The organism is Methylobacterium sp. AC315 (assembly GCF_979253755.1).
On sequence record NZ_CEEDEA010000012.1, the window covers coordinates 12583 to 27316 of the forward strand.

Consider the following 14734-nt stretch of genomic DNA (forward strand, 5'->3'; position numbering starts at 1 on the left):
GCGGCCTCATTCAGGCCTGCGGGGGCTGCCGAGGCTCCGCGCGGACCGTGGCGCGCACGGGTTTGGCGGCACGCAGATCGGACGCGACCTGGGCGATGAAGGCCTGGATCGACATGAGGCTGAACAGGGCGATCGAGGCGACCAGGGCTGCGGAAACCAGAATCTTGGCGGTAGCGGGGTCCACGGCGTGACGTCCTTAGCTCGTCTCGCCGCGGGCTGACCGGGCGAGGGGCGCCGATCCCGGCGCCTGCGATGACAGGAAGGTGGGCGCGCGGCCGGGCTTTCACCAGCGTCGCCGTGGTGGGCCTGGCATGCGTGTGGGTTCGGGCTCTCCGTTACCGGGCCGGATCCTGCGTCAACCGGAGGTGCTGGCCGTACGCCCCGATTCCCGCAATAAGCCCGCGCGATGCGACGCGCATCCGGGGAGGGACGTATGGCCGGTAACGGGATCGCTGCGGGGATCGCGGGCCGCATTTTTGGAGCGTTGCTGGCCGTTCAGGGCACGATCCTGGCCGCGCTGCCGGTGCGGGCCGAGGCGCCCGCCCCCGGGCCGGTCACCCGGGCGAGTTATTTCTACATCGGCGGGCGGTATCAGAAGCTCGGCGACAAGACCGTGATGGTCGGCCAGATGTTCGTGCAGGCGCGTGCGCCGGCCGAGATCACCCAGCCCTACCCGGTGGTGATGGTGCACGGTCTCGCCCAGACCGGAGTGAACTTCCTGGCCACCCCGGACGGCCGGCCCGGCTGGGTGCAGCGCTTCGTCGAGAAGGGCTATCAGGTTTACGTGGTCGATCAGGTCGGACGCGGGCGTTCGGGCACCAACCCGGAGGTCTACGGCCCCTACGACCGGCTCGGCACCCGCACCCTCGAGAAGACCTACACGGCACCGGAGGTCTACGACCTGTTCCCGCAGGCGAAGCTCCACACGCAATGGCCGGGCGGTACCGGGGTGCAGGGCAATGCCGGGTTCGACCAGTTCTTCGCCAGCCAGGTCCCGTTCCTGGCCAACAGCCAGCAGACCGAGGAACTCGTCGCCCCGGCCCTGCTCGCGCTCCTGGAGAAGGTCGGGCCGGCAATCCTGCTCACGCACGGCCAGGGCGCCCTGTTCGGCTGGGCGGCCTCGGATGCGCGGCCCGATCTGGTGAAGGCCCACGTCACCGTGGAGCCGAACGGGCCGCCCTTCTTCGACGTGCAGTTCCGCGGTGGCAAGGAGTTCTGGGAGAAGTCCGGCGACGGCCGCGCCCGCGCCTATGGGTTGACCCGCATGCCCCTGACCTTCGACCCGCCGGTCAAGGCGCCGGAGGATCTGATGGTGGCGCAGCAGGCGAAAGGATCCGATCCCAAGGCGGCGGAGGGCCAGATCCGCTGCTGGCTGCAGGCCGAGCCGGCCCGGACCCTGCCGAACCTCGCCAAGGTGCCGGCCGCATTGGTGACCGCCGAGGCCTCGTTCCACGCCACCTACGATGCCTGCACGGTCGCATTCCTGACCCAGGCCGGCGCCAAGCCCGACGCGATCCGGCTGGCCGAGCGGGGCCTTCACGGCAACGGCCACATGGTGATGCTCGAGTCCAACAGCGACGCCGTGGCGGATGCCGTGGCCGCCTGGATCGCGGGCCGCGTGAAGTAGCCGCCTCGGGATCAGGCGCCGCGGCGCATCCCCCGGCGTCCACAGGCATTTCCGCCGCAGCGTCGGCGACAGCGCCCTCCCCGCTCTGGCGGCCCCTCCATCGCTGCGTGTTGAAACCGCAACAGCACTCGCCTTCCGCGCGCGACCCGCTTGCGGCCAAGCGTGGCGGCTCGTACTGAAAGTTGTAGAAACCTCAATAATAACAGCAGTTTATCACAATTCTAAAGAGCGGGGCAGCCCCGCCGGGCCCGTCCCGGCGCATGCGGGCGGCTGCCCGAAGCGTCGTGCAGGGCCCAGTCAGATGCCAGTCGTTCACCCCCGTCCCGGCGCCCTGCGCGCCCGCCGCGCCGGCGCCTTCCTGGCCGGCGCCTCCCTGGCCGTTCTGGCGCAGGTCGTCCCGGCCCTCTCCCAGGACGCGACGCCGCCGCGCCGCGGCATCGCCAATCCACCCGCCGGGGGCAGCGTGCAGCTCGACGAGATCAGCGTCGAGAGCCGTGGGGGCGGCCCGGTCCAGGCGGGGCGCTCCAATACGGCCTCGCGCAGCGTGGAGAGCCCGACCGGCCCAATCGACGGGTTCGTGGCGAAGCGCTCGAACACCGCGACGAAGACCAACACCCCGCTGATCGAGGCGCCGCAATCGATCACCGTGATCGGGCGCCAGCAGCTCGACGCCCAGAACGCCCAGACTTTGACCCAGGCCACCCAGTACGTCGCGGGGGCCTATGGCGGCGTGTTCGGCGCGGATTCGCGCATCGACTACCTCACCCTGCGCGGCTTCGTGGTGAGCGATTTCGGCATCTACCGGGACGGGCTGCAGCAGCTGAACTACGGCTTCGGCTACTTCAAGACCAACACGTTCGGGCTCGAGCGCATCGAGGTGCTGCGCGGCCCCGCCGCGGTCCTGTTCGGGGCCGGCAGCCCCGGCGGCATCGTCAACCAGGTCACCAAGCGCCCGACGCTCGATCCGTTCGGCTATGCCGAGGTCGGCGGCGGCTCGTTCGGCCAGAAATACGCCGCCTTCGACTTCGGCGGCCCGGCCGACCAGGAGGGCCACTGGTTCTACCGGCTGACCGGCTACGGCCGCCAGGGCGGGACGCAGGTCGAGGGCGCCCCGGACGACAGCTTCTACATCGCACCGGCCGTCACCTATAAGCCGGACGGGGCGACGCGCTTCACCTTCCTGTCGAGCTTCCAGCACGACAACACCGCGGTGACGTCGAACTTCCTGCCGTATCTCGGGACCGTGCGGCCCAACGCCTCCGGGCTTCGGATCCCGCGCTCGCTCAACGTCGGCGATGCCGGCTTCAACACCTTCCAGCGCGACCAGGCGTTCCTGGGCTACGAGTTCGAGCACGACTTCAACGAGACGTGGACCTTCCGGCAGAACCTCCGGTACTCGTTCCTCAAGAGCTTCCAGAACTCGGATATCGGCCAGCTCGGCTACAGCAACCCGGCCCAGACGCTGCTCGCCCGCTACCAGTTCCGCGACAGCGCCAAGGTCAACCTGTTCCAGGTCGACAACCAGGCCGAGGCGCGGTTCTTCGATGGATACTTCCGTCACGACCTGCTGATGGGCTTGGACTACAAGGATTACCGCCTGAACGACAACCAGGCGTCGCTGTTCCCCGCGAGCGACCTGAACATCCTGGCCCCGGTCTACGGCCTGCCCACCGGGACGCCGTCGCCGTACCTGATCAATTCCGACGCGTTCAAGCAGCTCGGCCTCTACCTGCAGGACCAGATCAAGGTCACCGACCGGCTCACCCTGCTGGTCGGCGGCCGCCAGGACTTCGCGGACAACCGGGTGGTCGACAAGCTCAACAACGGTCTGGGCAACAATGGACGCAGCGACAACGGCACGACCTACCGGACCGCACTGATCTACAACTTCGACAACGGGCTCGCCCCCTATGTCAGCCTCTCGACCACGTTCCAGCCGCTGATCGGCACCGACATCAACAACCAGACCTTCAAGCCCGAGACCGGCAAGCAGGTGGAGGGCGGCGTCAAGTTCGAGCCCCCGGGCCAGGGCTACTTCCTCACCCTGGCGGGCTTCGACATCCACCGCCAGAACGTGCTGACCGCCAATCCCGGCAACCCGCTGTTCAACGCCCAGCTGGCCGAGGTGCGGTCCACAGGCTTCGAGGCCCAGCTGGTCGCGAGCTTGGCCGAGGGCCTCAACGTGGCGGCCTCGTACACGATCTACGGGCTGACCAACGAGCGGGGCGGCCCGGAGCTGATCGGCAAGGTCCCGGTCAACATCCCGGAGAACTTCGCCAACGTGTTCGTCGACTACACCATCCCGAACGGCGACCTGCGCGGCTTCGGCTTCGGTGGTGGCGTGCGCTACGTCGGGCGGTCCTTCGCCGACGTCGGCAACACCCTGCGGGTGCCGGACTACGTGCTGTTCGACGCGCAGGTCCACTACGACTGGGAGCGCTGGCGCCTGCAGGTCAACGCGACGAATATCGGCGACCGCCGCTTCGTCTCGTCCTGCCAGACCTCGACCTCCTGCTTCTACGGCGACGCGAGGCGGGTCCTGGCGAGCGTGAGCTACAAGTGGTGAGACGCGGGCCGCGCGTGGCCTGAGTCACGCGCGGCGGGATCGTGAAGGCGGGGCGACCGAGCCAGCCGCGATGCGGAAGGCCTGGGCTCAGCGGCCGTGGCGGCGCATCATGTGGCGGCGATGGTGCCGGCGCATCATGTGATGGCGGCTCCGCATCACGCCCCGGGAGGACATCCGGGCACCGCGGTGCATGCCACCGAAATTGCCGTTGCCGGTGGCGGCAGCGTTCCGGTCGAGGCCGTCGCCCGGGGCGGCGAGGCTCGGGCTGGCGGCGCCCAGGACGAGGCCGAGCGCGAGGGTCGCGCCGAGGAGGATCTTGTTCATGGGGTCCGGTCCCTTCGCGACCCTGCGCCGCGCCGACCGAACGGATCAGTGATGCGCAAGTTCCGGGCCGTCAGGCGGCCGGACCCTCCACGATCGCGAACAGGGCGGGCTGCACGTCCTTCGCGTCCGGCACCGGGACCGCCCGGATGCGCGATGGCAGCGGCCCTCCGAGCAGATCCAGGAAATCCCCCGAGGCGGCGATCTCGAGCTCGGCGGCCTTGGCCCGGGCCTCGAGGCGCGACAGGGCGTTCATGGCGGGGCCCAGCACGGTGTACTCGGCCCGCACCCCGTCGTCGAACACGCCGACCAGGAGGTCGCCGGCATGCAGGGCGACCACCACCCGCAGGGTGAACATCCCCGCCTCGGCCCGCGCTTCGTTGAGGGCGGCGATCCGGTCCTGGAGCGACAGGGCGCAGGCCAGCGCCGCACGGGCCTGCGCGCGCGGTCGGCCGACCACGAACTGCACCAGCACGGCGTCGCCGACATACTTGTCCACGAGGCCGCCCTGCTCGGCCACCGCGGCCTGGGCGGCCGCCCGGACGGCGAGCAGGGCCGTCACCATCGCCTCGGGCGGATGCTCCCGGCTCAACCGGGAGAAGCCGCGGATGTCCAGCACCATCAGGCAGGCATGGCGCCGGTGGATGCCCATGGCGGCGTCGGCGTCCTCCGCGGCGAGGTCCAGGGCGACCGTGTCGGGCACGAAGCGCGCGAGCTGGGCGCGCTCGTGCTCCATGCGCAGGGCCCGGGTGACCGCTTCGCGCAGGCGGGTCATGCCGTCGACCACGAGCAGCCCGGCCGCCACGAAGGTGGCGAGCCCGGTGACCTGCGCGGTCGGGAACGAATCCGGCCCCGGGAACAGCCCGGGATCGGCCAGCCCGACCAGGAAGGCCGCGCTCCAGCACGCCGTCACCACCCCGCAGAACAGCAGGGTCTGGGCGACCCGCATGCTCAGGCCGGTCTGGAGCAGGAGCAGGAAGGCCGGCAGGCGGCTCACCGCGTCGGCGCCGAGGCCGGCCCCGCCGCCGGCCAGCATGTGCTCGATGATCACGTAGACGGCGAGCCCGGCGTTGAGCAGCGTCCCGGCCCAGCTGTAGGCCGCCGCCGCGGGGCCGCCGCCCCGCTCCCCGAGCCCGAACCAGATCGTGCCGACGCCGTAGAGGCCGAGGATGAACCAGTGGCTGAAGGCGTGCAGCGAGCCGTCATAAGCCTGGGCCGCCATCAGCAGCACCAGCACGATCACGATCCGCAGCCCGAGCAGCCGCAGCCCGCCGCCCGCCTGCATGGCGCGCAGGACCGCAGCGTCGTCCTGGCTCGTCTCCGCCTTGCGCGCAGAGAGGTCCCGGGCGGGCTTGGGGGCGCAGAGCGGCTGGGTCCGGGCGCCGCCCGTGGCCATCACGCGCCCCGGTCGAGGCGCCGGGCCGCGCTGAAGCGGTTGAGGAAGCGCGGCTCCTTCTCGGGGGCGATCCGGATCGCGAGGTGCACGGTGCCGTCGGCTTCCGCGCGCCGGTCCAGGATCTCGGCGTTCTCGTAGAGCCAGTTGAGCGCCGCCCCGTCCTCGGGGGGCAGCGACACCGCGAAGCTCGTCCGGTGGCGGCCGATCCGCGCCTCGATCCGGGCGGTGAGCGCGGCGAGCCCCTCCCCGGTCAGCGCCGAGACCAGAACCGGCGCGTCGCTGTCGCGGTCGTTGCGGGCCTTGGCCTGGCCGCTGAGGTTCATCAGCCGGGTGCGCTCGTCGTCGTCGAGCAGATCGGACTTGTTCCAGACCTCGATGATCCGCTCGGCCGTGGTCTCGATGCCGAGCTCGCGCAGCACCTCGCCGACATCCTCGGCCTGGGCCTCGGAATCGACATGGCTGACGTCGCGCACGTGCAGCAGCACGTCGGCCTCGATCGCGTCCTCCAGGGTCGCCCGGAACGCCGCGATCAGGGCGGTCGGCAGGTCGGAGATGAAGCCCACCGTGTCCGACAGGATCACGGTCTCGCCGTGGGGCAGCTTGGTCGCGCGCGCGGTCGGGTCGAGGGTGGCGAACAGCATGTCCTTGGCGGTGACCTCGGCGCTGGTCAGGGTGTTGAACAGACTCGACTTTCCGGCATTGGTGTAGCCCACCAGCGCGACGATCGGGTACGGGACCCGGGCCCGGCTCTGCCGGTGCAGGCCGCGGGTCCGCACCACCGCGTCGAGGTCGCGCTCGATCCGGGTCATGCGCTCCTGGATCATGCGCCGGTCGGCTTCGATCTGGGTTTCGCCGGGGCCGCCCAGGAAGCCGAAGCCGCCGCGCTGGCGCTCCAAGTGGGTCCAGGACCGGACGAGGCGGGACTTCTGGTAGGCGAGGTGGGCGTGCTCGACCTGAAGCGTGCCCTCGCGGGTCGAGGCGCGCCGGCCGAAGATCTCGAGGATCAGGCCGGTGCGGTCGATGACCTTGGCGCCCCATGCCTTCTCGAGGTTGCGCTGCTGCACCGGCGAGAGCGCGCAATCCATCACCACGAGACCGATCTCGCCGGCCCGGATCATTCCGGCGATCTCCTCGACCCGGCCCTTGCCGAGATAGGTCGAGGGGCGGATGCGCGGCAGGCTGACCGCGAGGCTCTCGACCACGTCGAGCTCGATCGCGGCGGCGAGTCCGGTCGCCTCGTCGAGGCGCGCCTCCACCGAGCGGGTCGGCTGGGCGGGCCCGTGACCCGGTCCCCCGGGCCCGGGGGCGCCGCGGGCCAGATAGGGCCCGATCACCAAGGTGTGGGTCGCCGCGGCGATCTCGCCCTCGGGCGCGGCCTGTGCCTGGAGCCGGGCCTCGCCGGACGTCAGCGTCTCACTCATGCAACCTTTAACGCCGCCCGCGCGCCGGCAGCTTCGTTCGAGAATTCGGATTTTCGAGATGGGGATTGGGCGGGGCCGGGCCAAGGTGCCGGGCTTCAAGATGCCGGGCTTCAAGATGCCGGGATTCGAGAGGTTGGGATCGGAGAGCCCGTTCGACCGGGAAACTCCGTGTTCCTCGTCCTCCGCCTGCGGAGGAGGGATGCCTGCGAAGCGGGTCGGAAGAGGGAAGCAACGCTTCCGGAAAGGCAGTGTCCGGCGTGAAATCACGAACCGTCGCGCTGCCCCCTTGCGGGACTTCGTCCCGACCCGAGCCGGGCTGACGGCCGGCCCATCCCCGCAGAGGGGAGAGGAGCAGAGGGGAGAGGAATGGCGCCTGTCATCTCCGGGCTTGAGCTGGTCCCGATCACAATGCGATCGGGGCCAGCTCTAAGGCCTTGATGTAACGCGCTCGCTTACGCCGGACCGGCCTCCACGTCGGCGGCGGGCGCTCTAGGCGCCCTCTCCAGCCTTGGCATGATCCGGAACGCGATCTGTCGATCCGCCAGCCTACTCCGCAAGTCCACAGAGGAAGACAGGCAAAGCCGCCCTCCCCCACAAGACAATCACGCCTTCTCGGCGGTCTCGTCCGGCTCGAACAGCTGCACCGGGTGGCCCGGCATGATCGTGGAGATCGCGTGCTTGTAGACGAGCTGCGAATGGCCGTCCCGGCGCAGCAGCACGCAGAAATTGTCGAACCAGGTGACCACACCCTGGAGCTTGACGCCGTTGACGAGGAAGATGGTCAGCGGGATCTTGTTCTTGCGGACATGATTGAGGAACGTGTCCTGAAGGTTTTGTGCGCGTTCGCCCGCCATCTTTTTTGCCTTTTTGTTGTCCCGGCGCGAAAGGCTCGGGTTGGGTACGCGACGTCGGAATCTGTCACGTGGTTGGGGCCGTCACGTGCGGGATCGTCCGATCATCCCGCACGGACCGAGTCTACAGCATGACGGCGTGAAAGCCCGGGGGCAAGCAAGCCCCGTTCCGCCCGATCCGTGACGGATCGGCTTCAGTTTCACGGTTCGTCCCCCGTCTCCGCCCCCTCTCGGCCCGGCGTGCTACGGGCCGATGCCCAGGGACTTCAGCTTGCGGTGCAGCGCCGAGCGCTCCATCCCGATGAACTCGGCGGTGCGCGAGATGTTGCCCGAGAACCGCGCGATCTGCGCCACGAGATACTCGCGCTCGAAGATCTCGCGCGCCTCGCGCAGGGCCAGGCTCATCAGCTTCTCGCCGCCCGCCCCCCCCGGGGTGGTCGGCACCAGGGCGCCGATCTCGGAGGGCAGCATCTCGGAGGTGACCTCCTGGTCCGGGTCGGCCTGGGTCAGGATCATCAGCCGCTCGACGTTGTTCTTGAGCTGGCGGACGTTGCCCGGCCAGTTGTGCGACTGGAGCACCGCCATCGCGTCCTCGGCGATCACGCGCTTGGGCAGGCCGGTCTGGGACGAGATGTTGTCCATGAAGAACTGGATCAGCTCGGGCACGTCCTCCCGGCGCTCCGACAGGGCCGGCACGCGCACCGGCACCACCGAGAGCCGGTGGAACAGGTCCTCGCGGAAGCGGCCCGCGGCGATTTCCTCGGCCAGATCCCGCGACGAGGACGAGATGATCCGGACATCCACGTGGACCCGGGTGGTGCCGCCGACGCGCTGGAAATTCTGGTCGACCAGGACGCGCAGGATCCGGTTCTGGCTCTCGCGCGGCATGTCGGCGACCTCGTCGAGGTAGAGGGTGCCGCCATGGGCCTCCTCCAGGGCACCGACCCGTCGGCCGGACTCGCCCTCGACCCCGAACAGCTCCGCCTCCATGGTCTCGGGCAGGATCGCGGCCGCGTTGAGCAGCACGAACGGGCCGTTGGCGCGGGCCGAGGCCTTGTGCAGGCTGCGCGCCGCGAGTTCCTTGCCGGAGCCCAGCGCCCCGGTGATCATCACCCGGGCGTTGGTCGGCGCGACCCGGTCGATGGTCTGGCGGAGCTGGTTGATCGCCAGCGAGCCGCCGACGATGCGGTTGGGATTCCCGGAGCGCGCCGTCAGGTCGCGGACCTCGCGCCGGAGCCGGGAGGCTTCCAGCGCCCGCTCGGCCACCAGGATCAGCCGGTCGGCCTTGAACGGCTTCTCGATGAAGTCGTAGGCCCCCGCCTTGATGGCCGAGACCGCGGTCTCGATGTTGCCGTGGCCCGAGATCATCACCACCGGCAGGTCGGGATTGGCGGCCTTGATCAGGTCGAGCACCTGCAGGCCGTCGAGGCGCGAGCCCTGCAGCCAGATGTCCAGGAACACCAGGTGGGGCCGGCGCGCCTCGATGGCGGCGAGCGCCTCGTCGGAGCCTCCGGCCGTGCGGCAGCGGTGGCCCTCGTCGTCGAGGATGCCCGCCACGAGGTCGCGGATGTCGGCCTCGTCGTCGACAATCAGGATATCGGCGCTCATGCGTGCATCTCCGCGATCCGGGGGGCCGTCGGTGCGGCGCCCTTCTCCTCTGTCGTGACGGGGCTGGTCTCGGGGCCGGACGGCTCGGGCCCGTGCTCGCGCGGGACCCGCATCTGCACCTGCCCGCCACGGCCGGCGGGGTTGTCGTTCAGCGCGATCCCGCCGCCGTGCTCCTCAAGCACCTTGCTGACGATAGCAAGTCCCAGCCCGGTGCCACCTTCGCGTGTGGTCATGTAGGGCTCGAGCAGCCGTTGGCGCCCCTCCACCGGAAAACCCTTGCCGTTGTCGGTCACCGTGATGACCGCGAAGCCGTCCTCGACCGCGAGACCGAGCGCGATCTTGCCCTTGCCGAGCTCGTCCGCCGGCACCTCGGCCACCGCCTCGACGGCGTTCTTCAGGATGTTGGTGATCACCTGGCTGAGCAGCCTGATGTCGAAGGCCGCCACGATCTTCTCCGCGTTGCCCGCCCCGCCCTGCGCCGAGAACGCGAAGTCGATGTCCGGGTGCGCCACGCGCATCATGAACAGGTTCTGCTTGGCGATCTCTGTGAGGTCGTTCGGCGCGATGGCCGGCTTGGGCATCCGGGCGAAGGCCGAGAACTCGTCGACCATGCGCTTGATCTCGTCCACTTGGCGCACGATCGTGGCGGTGCACTGGTCGAACACCTCCTTGTCGGCGGTGATGACCTTGCCGTACTTGCGCCGGATGCGCTCGGCGGAGAGTTGGATCGGGGTCAGGGGGTTCTTGATCTCGTGGGCGATGCGGCGGGCGACGTCGCCCCAGGCGGAGCTGCGCTGCGCCTGGACGAGGTCGGTGATGTCGTCAAGGGTCACCACCGAGCCGCGCGACGTCCCCTGGGCCTGCTCGCTCGTGACCCGCACGGTCACGGTGCGCTCGCCCCGCGACCGGGTGAGCTGGAGTTGCTGCTGCTGGAGGGCGCGCGGGCGGTTCTCGCTCTCGGCGAGCACGGGGGCGAGCTCCGGCACCGCGCGGGCCAGCGGCTGGCCGATCAGGGTCTCGCTCTCCAGGTCGAGCATCCGCTCGGCGGCCGGGTTGGCGATGGTGACGAAGCCCGCCGCGTCGAGGCCGATCACCCCGGGCGAGACCCCCGACAGAACGGCCTCCGTGAAGCGGCGGCGGGTGTCGATCAGGTCGTTGGCGGCGATCAGGCCGGTATGCTGGCGGCGCAGCTCCTGCGTCATCTTGTTGAACGCCTCGCCGAGATGGGCCAGGTCGCCGCTGGTCTTCTTGGTCGGCACCTGGGCGTAGAAGTTGCCGGACGCGACCTGGTCGGCGGCGTTGATCAGCCGCCGGATCGGCGCCACGAACCGGTTGGCGAAGTTCATCCCGAACCACACCGCCGACAGCAGCGCGATCAGGGCGATCAGCAGGAACACCGACGCGAAGGTGATCTGGATCGAGCGCCGGAGCGAATCGTAGGTCAGGTACTCGGCCGCCGCCGCTCGGGAGACGCCCGGGAATTCGATGGCCAGCTGGCTGACCTCCCGCTGCACCATCAGCACCGCGTCGTCGTAGGCCGGCATCCGCAGGAGCGCGGCGAAGACGCGGCCCTCCGAAGGCAGCAGGCAGATCGGGTCGGTCGATGTCGCCGCCTCCTCGAAGGCCGCCGCCGAGGGCAGCCGCACCTGCTTGAGCACGTCGATCTTGGCCCGGGCGACCACGTCGGTGGGCCCGCGCATGATCTGCGCCACCGGCAGGCCGAGATTGGTCGCCCGCGTGGTCAGGAAGTTCTCGAACCAGGCCCGGTCCCGGTCGAAGTTCGGGCGCGCCCGGGTCAGGTCGTCCACCAGGATGCGGATCTCCCGGGCGAGCGACTGGCACTGGTTCTCCTGGTAGGCGTCGGCCACCTCGACGGATTTGAGCACCACGTCGCGGACCCGGTCGGTGAAGCCGAGCGACAGGCCCCGGTCGATGGTCACCGACGCCACCACGGCCAGCAGCACGGTGGGCAGGATCGCGATCAGCGAGAACAGGCCGACGATGCGCGAGTGCAGCCGGGCCACCGCAGCGTTGGCCTTGCGGGCGTGCAGGAAGACCCGCGCCTCCCAGGCGATGACGAAGACCAGCCCGAGCACCAGGACGGCGTTGATGCCGAGCAGCGTGACGCCGTAGGCCGGCGTCGGGGTCACCCGGATCACCCCGGCCAGGATCAGGAAGGTCGCCAGCGCCGAGATCAGCGCGGTCACCACCACGGCGGCGCCGATCCAGCCCGGCCCGCGCGGCCCGGGCCGCAGCGATTCCGCGAGCGGCGTGCTCAGCTCCTGGGACTGCGGCGAATCCGGTGTGGTCTCCTGGGATGCTGCTTGGGATGCCGCTTCTTGGGATGCGGCCTCTTGGCCCGCATCCCCCGCGGTATCCTCGCCCGCCCAATCGCCTGCCCCCTCGCCCGGCGGCTCAGCGGACGACGGTGCAGCCCCCTCGGGGGCCGGCGCAGGGCCTTCCACAGGCTTTGAGCGTCGCAGGAACGGCATGACTGGTGCAGGGCCACAACAGTGTGGCGGAATTAATACGAATCGCGGCGTCAGGGCGGCGACCGGTGATCCATTCCGCCGCAGAGCATCCTGCTTGACCCCGCCGGAAGTGGCCCGTACCCCCGCCCTCGGAGGCGAACGGGGTCTGGTGGCCCCCCTGGTCTTCAAAACCAGTGGTACGCCAACAGCGTACGGTGGGTTCGATTCCCATCCGCTTCCGCCAAATCCGCTTCCGCGAAACTCCGCCGCCCACCGGCGCGCGGATCGGCGATCGTCCGCTGCGATCGCGGTCAGGGCCGCCGTCACCGTGGCTGCGCTCGACGCTGCGCCCAAGCGCCTGCGCTCCCGTCCCTGTCGGCGGTCGTCGCGGGCTCTTTGACACCGGACCGGCTTGCGCGACTCGCGCCAGGGTGGTCCGATCCGGATGAGGCGCTCGCAGAAGTTCGCCCAAAAATCCGGAGGAGACCCGCCATGCTGTCACGCCGGCAAACGCTCGCCATGGCCCTCGCCAACGGCCTCGCCCTGACCGACACGGCGGCCCGGGCCGCGGGACAGGCCACCGCGCCGACCGCCAGGAGCCCGGTCTCGTTCGAGGTCCCACCGGGGGCCTGCGACTGCCACGTCCACGTCATCCCCGATCCGGCCAGGTTCCCGTTCTGGGCGGGGCGCGGCTACACCCCGCCGGTCGATCCGCCCGAGAGCCTGCTCGCGCTCCAGCACGCGCTCAAGCTCGACCGGGTCGTGATCGTGACGCCCAGCGTCTACGGCACCGACAACGCCGCCACCCTCGACGGTCTGCGCCTGCTCGGCCCGAAGCGCGCCCGCGGCGTTGCAGTGATCGGGCCCGGGACCACCCCAGCCGAGCTCGACGCGCTGGCCCAAGCCGGCATCCGCGGGATCCGGGTCAACCTGGAGCAGGCCGGCGTGTTCGATCCGGCGGCCTCGGCCAAGGCTCTGGAGAGCGCCGTCCAGCAGATCGGGCAGCGGCCCTGGCACCTCCAGGTCTATGCCCGCCTGTCGGTGATCGGCCCGCTGAAGCCGCAGCTGGCCGCCCTGCCGGTGCCGGTGGTGTTCGACCACTTCGCCGGCGCGCAGGCGGCCCTCGGCCCCGACCAGCCGGGCTTCGGCGACGTGCTCGACCTCGTGCGCGGTGGAAAGGCCTGGGTGAAGCTGTCGGGCGCCTACCGCGCCTCGACCCGGGCGCCCGACTATCCCGACGTGGCCCCGCTGGCCCGGGCCCTCGTGGCGGCGAACCCGGAGCGGCTGGTCTGGGGCAGCGACTGGCCGCATCCGGACAGCACGCCCAAGCCCGGCCGCAAGCCCACGGACCTCGCGCCCGCGCAGGACATCGATGACGGCCGCCTGCTCGACCTGCTCGCCACCTGGGTGCCCGAGCGCGCCACCCGTGACAGGATCCTTGTCGAGAATCCAAAGCGGTTATACGACTTCTGAGCGAAATTCGCGGGGGCGGATGCGCCTGGACCGAGAACCCGGTCCCGGAATCGCCCGGCCGGCCGTGCGCCCTGGAGGAGACTGAGATGCAGGGCCTGGAGCATCGTCCCGAACGCTGGCTGCCGGCGTTCGGAACACGTCCCCGCGGACGCGGGGACCGTTGGTTCGGGCCGGGATCCGCCGTCCGGGATACGGCCGGAGAACGGGTCGGCCGACCGGCTGCAGCCGACCAAATCCTCGATTTCGCCTCCGGCCGCGCGCGGGGCCTGCTCGGCCTGCTGACGGCCCTGGCCGTCCTGGGCGCCGCCGCCATCGCGGCGCGGGGGCCCGGCACGGCCGTCGATCCCGATCTCGTGCGGGTGCTCCGCTTCATGGCATTGATGAAGGGTGGCTTCGCGCTGGCGGCCTTCGTGGGCTGCTTCTGGCGCCTCGCCCGGCCCGCCGGCCCATGGCGCACGCCGATCTACGTCGTCGGGCCGCCGCTCATGGCGGCGGGCGCGATCGGGCTCTGGTCGGTCCAGGGCCTCCCGCTCGCGGCGGGCCTGCATCTCGGGCTGCTCGCGGTGCTGGCCGCCGCCCTGACCGATCCCGCGTTCCTGCCCGACCTGTCGCGCCTCGGCCCGGGCCGCCGATGAGGCGCCGATCCCCCAACCCGAATCGCCCCGTCCGGCTCGAAAACGGAACGGCGGATCCGCCGGCCCGTTTCCCCGGGGGCCCGCCCGACGCGCCGGGTTCTCCCGCGCTGGTCCGCACCGTCCCGCATGCCATGATCGACAAGGTCCTTCCGCTCCTCCCGCCGGGCGCCCAGGCGGCCCTGCGCAGGCTCGCCGCCCGGTGGCCGTCGCGCGCGGCCGACGTGCCCGCGATCCGGCTCGACCACGATCCGAGGCCCGGCCCGATGAAGCCGCTGCACCCGCCGGCCGCCATCAACGACAACCCTCTCCAGACTGTCCACGAGGCCGTCGAGCGGGACCTTCGCGCGAGCGGTCATCTGCGCTGA

At 70.6% G+C, this 14734-nt stretch carries 12 protein-coding genes and 1 tRNA gene; 6 read left to right on the forward strand and 7 right to left on the reverse strand.

What is annotated here, in order from left to right:
• Positions 1 to 10: 10 nt before the first annotated feature.
• The gene (locus AC0IY0_RS19075; protein ID WP_187193607.1) at positions 11 to 184 is read right to left on the reverse strand and encodes a hypothetical protein; all 174 of its coding nucleotides are present in this window, start codon (positions 182 to 184) and stop codon (positions 11 to 13) included.
• A 249-nt stretch (positions 185 to 433) separates the two neighbouring features.
• Here AC0IY0_RS19075 and AC0IY0_RS19080 point away from each other — a divergent pair, with 249 nt between their 5' ends.
• Positions 434 to 1627, forward strand: a complete 1194-nt coding sequence (locus AC0IY0_RS19080; protein WP_147941114.1) for an alpha/beta hydrolase — start codon at positions 434 to 436, stop codon at positions 1625 to 1627.
• 301 nt (positions 1628 to 1928) lie between these two features.
• Positions 1929 to 4193 carry a TonB-dependent siderophore receptor gene (locus tag AC0IY0_RS19085; RefSeq protein ID WP_471764998.1) on the forward strand — a complete coding sequence of 755 codons (2265 nt, stop codon included), beginning with the start codon at positions 1929 to 1931 and terminating at the stop codon, positions 4191 to 4193.
• Between the two features lie 87 nt (positions 4194 to 4280).
• Here AC0IY0_RS19085 and AC0IY0_RS19090 read toward each other — a convergent pair whose 3' ends face one another.
• From AC0IY0_RS19090 to AC0IY0_RS19115, 6 genes are all read right to left on the reverse strand, one after another.
• Positions 4281 to 4517 (reverse strand): hypothetical protein, encoded by a 237-nt coding sequence (locus tag AC0IY0_RS19090; protein WP_147907819.1) that lies wholly within the window; start codon positions 4515 to 4517, stop codon positions 4281 to 4283.
• A gap of 70 nt (positions 4518 to 4587) precedes the next feature.
• Entirely contained in the window at positions 4588 to 5910 is a 1323-nt protein-coding gene (locus AC0IY0_RS19095) for an adenylate/guanylate cyclase domain-containing protein (protein WP_471765000.1), read from the reverse strand.
• On the reverse strand, positions 5910 to 7331 hold the full coding sequence (gene hflX, locus AC0IY0_RS19100; RefSeq protein ID WP_147907821.1) for a GTPase HflX: 1422 nt from the start codon (positions 7329 to 7331) through the stop codon (positions 5910 to 5912). The genes AC0IY0_RS19095 and hflX overlap by 1 nt, the downstream gene beginning before the upstream one ends.
• A 602-nt stretch (positions 7332 to 7933) precedes the next feature.
• Positions 7934 to 8185: an RNA chaperone Hfq gene (gene hfq / locus AC0IY0_RS19105; RefSeq protein WP_007563033.1), complete on the reverse strand. Its 252-nt coding sequence runs from the start codon at positions 8183 to 8185 to the stop codon at positions 7934 to 7936.
• 240 nt (positions 8186 to 8425) lie between these two features.
• On the reverse strand, positions 8426 to 9790 hold the full coding sequence (gene ntrX, locus AC0IY0_RS19110; protein WP_147907822.1) for a nitrogen assimilation response regulator NtrX: 1365 nt from the start codon (positions 9788 to 9790) through the stop codon (positions 8426 to 8428).
• On the reverse strand, positions 9787 to 12282 hold the full coding sequence (locus AC0IY0_RS19115) for a sensor histidine kinase NtrY-like (protein WP_471765004.1): 2496 nt from the start codon (positions 12280 to 12282) through the stop codon (positions 9787 to 9789). Before AC0IY0_RS19115 ends, ntrX begins: the two co-directional genes overlap by 4 nt.
• A 130-nt stretch (positions 12283 to 12412) precedes the next feature.
• On the opposite strand from AC0IY0_RS19115, the gene AC0IY0_RS19120 reads away from it, so the two are divergent.
• The 4 genes from AC0IY0_RS19120 to AC0IY0_RS19135 all read left to right on the forward strand — a co-directional run bounded on the left by AC0IY0_RS19120 (position 12413) and on the right by AC0IY0_RS19135 (position 14734).
• Positions 12413 to 12505: transfer RNA gene (locus AC0IY0_RS19120), tRNA-Sec, on the forward strand.
• 248 nt (positions 12506 to 12753) lie between these two features.
• Positions 12754 to 13734, forward strand: a complete 981-nt coding sequence (locus AC0IY0_RS19125; protein WP_471765006.1) for an amidohydrolase family protein — start codon at positions 12754 to 12756, stop codon at positions 13732 to 13734.
• Between the two features lie 86 nt (positions 13735 to 13820).
• Positions 13821 to 14369 (forward strand): hypothetical protein, encoded by a 549-nt coding sequence (locus AC0IY0_RS19130; RefSeq protein ID WP_246692295.1) that lies wholly within the window; start codon positions 13821 to 13823, stop codon positions 14367 to 14369.
• A gap of 131 nt (positions 14370 to 14500) precedes the next feature.
• A complete protein-coding gene (locus AC0IY0_RS19135; protein WP_147939524.1) occupies positions 14501 to 14734 on the forward strand; it encodes a hypothetical protein in 234 nt (77 codons plus the stop codon).

Excerpts from the sequence above, each read along its gene's own strand:
- AC0IY0_RS19080 (WP_147941114.1), top strand. The coding sequence starts at position 434 with ATGGCCGGTAACGGGATCGCTGCGGGGATCGCGGGCCGCATTTTTGGA.
- AC0IY0_RS19125 (WP_471765006.1), top strand. The coding sequence starts at position 12,754 with ATGCTGTCACGCCGGCAAACGCTCGCCATGGCCCTCGCCAACGGCCTC.
- AC0IY0_RS19130 (WP_246692295.1), top strand. The coding sequence starts at position 13,821 with ATGCAGGGCCTGGAGCATCGTCCCGAACGCTGGCTGCCGGCGTTCGGA.
- hflX (WP_147907821.1), bottom strand. The coding sequence starts at position 7,331 with ATGAGTGAGACGCTGACGTCCGGCGAGGCCCGGCTCCAGGCACAGGCC.
- AC0IY0_RS19095 (WP_471765000.1), bottom strand. The coding sequence starts at position 5,910 with ATGGCCACGGGCGGCGCCCGGACCCAGCCGCTCTGCGCCCCCAAGCCC.
- AC0IY0_RS19135 (WP_147939524.1), top strand. The coding sequence starts at position 14,501 with ATGATCGACAAGGTCCTTCCGCTCCTCCCGCCGGGCGCCCAGGCGGCC.
- ntrX (WP_147907822.1), bottom strand. The coding sequence starts at position 9,790 with ATGAGCGCCGATATCCTGATTGTCGACGACGAGGCCGACATCCGCGAC.
- AC0IY0_RS19090 (WP_147907819.1), bottom strand. The coding sequence starts at position 4,517 with ATGAACAAGATCCTCCTCGGCGCGACCCTCGCGCTCGGCCTCGTCCTG.
- hfq (WP_007563033.1), bottom strand. The coding sequence starts at position 8,185 with ATGGCGGGCGAACGCGCACAAAACCTTCAGGACACGTTCCTCAATCAT.
- AC0IY0_RS19115 (WP_471765004.1), bottom strand. The coding sequence starts at position 12,282 with ATGCCGTTCCTGCGACGCTCAAAGCCTGTGGAAGGCCCTGCGCCGGCC.
- AC0IY0_RS19085 (WP_471764998.1), top strand. The coding sequence starts at position 1,929 with ATGCCAGTCGTTCACCCCCGTCCCGGCGCCCTGCGCGCCCGCCGCGCC.